Source organism: Cytobacillus sp. NCCP-133, from assembly GCF_026011715.1.
Lineage (GTDB): Bacteria > Bacillota > Bacilli > Bacillales > Cytobacillaceae > Cytobacillus.
Map to the genome: position 1 here is coordinate 1 of NZ_BRVM01000003.1, position 3,179 is coordinate 3,179.

Below are 3,179 nucleotides of genomic sequence, written 5' to 3' on the forward strand. Positions count from 1 at the left end.
AGAGATGGAAGCACGTCGAACCGATAGGACACCGCAGCTAGACAGTGATCTGAATTCAAAGTTATACTTTCCAATTTAGATGGAAAAGGAGGGATATCGATTGGAAAACATTGCGGATCTTTGGAATAATGCTCTCGCCAATATCGAAAAAAAAATCAGCAAACCCAGCTTTGATACATGGCTGAAATCGACCAAAGCCCACACCCTGCAAGGCGATACTTTAGTGATTAAAGCTCCAAACGAATTTGCGCGCGATTGGCTGGAAGAGCGCTATTCCCAACTGATATCCGGAATTCTTTATGATATTACAGGTGAAGAATTAGCAGTAAAATTCATTATTCCGCAAAATCAGAGTGAAGAAGAAGTAGATCTTCCGCTTCCTCCAAAAAAGAAAATGACAGAAGAAGAGCAGCCTGAACTGCCTTTAACTATGCTGAATCCTAAATATACTTTCGATACTTTTGTTATTGGATCAGGAAACCGTTTCGCACACGCTGCATCTCTTGCGGTAGCTGAGGCACCTGCAAAAGCATATAACCCTTTATTTATTTATGGGGGAGTTGGACTGGGAAAGACTCACCTCATGCATGCAATAGGCCATTATGTATTAGATCATAATCCATCTGCAAAAGTGGTTTACCTATCATCAGAAAAGTTCACTAACGAGTTCATTAACTCAATCAGAGACAACAAAGCCGGAGATTTCCGCAATAAATATCGAAACGTGGATGTTCTTCTAATCGATGATATTCAGTTTTTAGCTGGAAAAGAACAGACACAAGAGGAATTTTTCCATACATTTAATACATTGCATGAAGAAAGCAAGCAAATCATCATCTCGAGTGACCGTCCTCCAAAGGAAATTCCAACATTGGAGGACCGCTTGCGTTCAAGGTTTGAATGGGGACTTATTACTGATATTACGCCTCCAGATTTGGAAACGCGTATTGCGATACTGCGCAAAAAGGCCAAAGCTGAAGGACTAGACATTCCAAATGAAGCTATGCTTTATATCGCTAATCAAATTGATTCAAACATACGTGAATTAGAGGGTGCACTTATTCGTGTAGTTGCCTATTCCTCCTTAATAAATAAAGATATAAATGCGGATCTTGCAGCAGAAGCATTAAAAGATATTATCCCAAGCTCAAAGCCTAAGGTAATAACAATTCATGAAATTCAGAGGATTGTGGGAGAACACTTCAACGTGAAGCTTGAAGATTTTAAAGCAAAAAAAAGAACAAAGTCCGTAGCATTCCCTCGACAAATTGCGATGTATTTATCAAGGGAATTAACCGATTTTTCCCTTCCCAAAATTGGGGAGGAATTTGGCGGAAGGGATCATACAACCGTTATTCATGCCCATGAAAAAATCTCGAAGCTGCTTCAGACAGATTCGCAATTCGAGAAGCAGATTAAAGAATTAAATGAAATGCTTAAGGTTTAACTGTGCATAACTCGACCTACCTTACACACAGTCTATCCACATGTGGATAGACTGTGTTTCCTTTCAAAAATTGCAGTTATCCACATGTTAACAGGCCCTACTAGTACTTCTATTATTTTTTAATAAAATATATATATATTTATTAGGCGTTAAAAATATGCTTGGAGGATTAAAAAAAATGAAATTTGTAATCCAACGGGATCGTTTGGTTCAAAGCGTCCAGGATGTTATGAAGGCAGTAACCAGCAGAACAACCATTCCAATTTTAACAGGGATCAAGATCGTTGCTTCGGAAGAAGGAGTAACCTTAACAGGAAGCGACTCCGATATTTCAATCGAATCTTTTATTCCAAAAGAGGAAAACGGAAATGAAATTGTAGAAATTAGACAGCCTGGAGCCATTGTGCTGCAAGCAAGATTCTTTAGTGAAATCGTAAAAAAACTTCCTACTGACAGTGTTGAAATTCACGTTGAAAACCATCTGCAGACTGTGATCCGCTCTGGCAAGTCTGAATTCAACTTAAATGGGCTGGATGCAGAGGAATATCCTCATTTGCCGCAAATTGAAGAAGAAAATGTCTTCAAAATTCCTACAGATCTGCTTAAGTCCATGATCCGCCAGACTGTTTTCGCGGTGTCCACCTCAGAAACACGCCCTATCTTGACAGGTGTAAACTGGAAGGTAGAAAACGGGATGCTAACCTGTATTGCAACAGATAGTCACAGGCTTGCATTAAGGAAAGCTCAAATCGAAACAACGATTAGCGAAAGTTATAATGGTGTCATTCCAGGCAAAAGTTTAAGTGAATTAAGCAAGATTCTTGATGACAATAATGATTTAATTGATATCGTCATTACCGAAAACCAAGTTTTATTCAAAGCGGAACATTTGCTGTTCTTCTCAAGATTGCTTGAAGGAAATTACCCGGATACTTCAAGACTGATTCCAAATGAAAGCAAGACTGATGTAATTGTGAATACAAAGGAATTTTTACAAGCAATAGACCGTGCCTCGTTATTGGCAAAAGAAGGACGGAACAATGTTGTCAAGCTTTCTGCTATCGAAGGCGGAGTCATCGAAATTTCCTCCAATACACCTGAAATCGGAAAAGTAGTGGAAGAAGTCCAAAGTAAATCAGTTGAAGGCGAGGAATTAAAGATCTCCTTCAGTGCAAAGTTTATGATGGATGCACTAAAAGCCCTGGAAGGGACTGAGATTACTGTTAGCTTCACTGGTGCAATGAGGCCGTTTATTATTAAACCGTTAAATGATGATTCGATCCTTCAATTGATCCTGCCAGTAAGAACGTATTAAAACTTATAAAGGGAGCTGCCGGCGTTGCCGGCGGCTTGCTTTTTTTTTAGAGTTAGTATGCAGAAACAGCAAGGGCATATCCTGAATATCCCCGAATTGCAAGGGGATAATGAATATTAAAAGCTATTGCGGGTTTTCTTTGTGTATCTGCGATTTATTTAGTAAAATAGAATATTAGATACCATTCTAGAAATTGTTGTGCTTTGTGCTGTCTAGCTCCAGGCGCCATCGGTTCTCGGGTCTAAGCCAATCCGTCCAAAAGGTTAAAAAACAACCTTTCAGCCGGCTCGTCTTGTGCTTGTCGGGGATGGGCAAGGCGCCCTGCGCTTTTCATATAATAAAGAGGGTTTCTCCGCATAGCACATTAAGTCTGACAATGGGAAAGAGTGAAGAATATGACGGAAATTCAAATTGATA

Annotated in this window: 2 protein-coding genes; both read left to right on the top strand. The window is 39.5% G+C overall.

The annotated features are described in order from the left end of the window. Positions 1-100 precede the first annotated feature (100 nt). Entirely contained in the window at positions 101-1,447 is a 1,347-nt protein-coding gene (dnaA, locus tag NCCP133_RS05740; protein ID WP_264803985.1) for a chromosomal replication initiator protein DnaA, read from the top strand. Positions 1,448-1,625: 178 nt separating this feature from the next. Then, entirely contained in the window at positions 1,626-2,762 is a 1,137-nt protein-coding gene (dnaN, locus tag NCCP133_RS05745) for a DNA polymerase III subunit beta (protein WP_264803986.1), read from the top strand. Positions 2,763-3,179 lie beyond the last annotated feature (417 nt).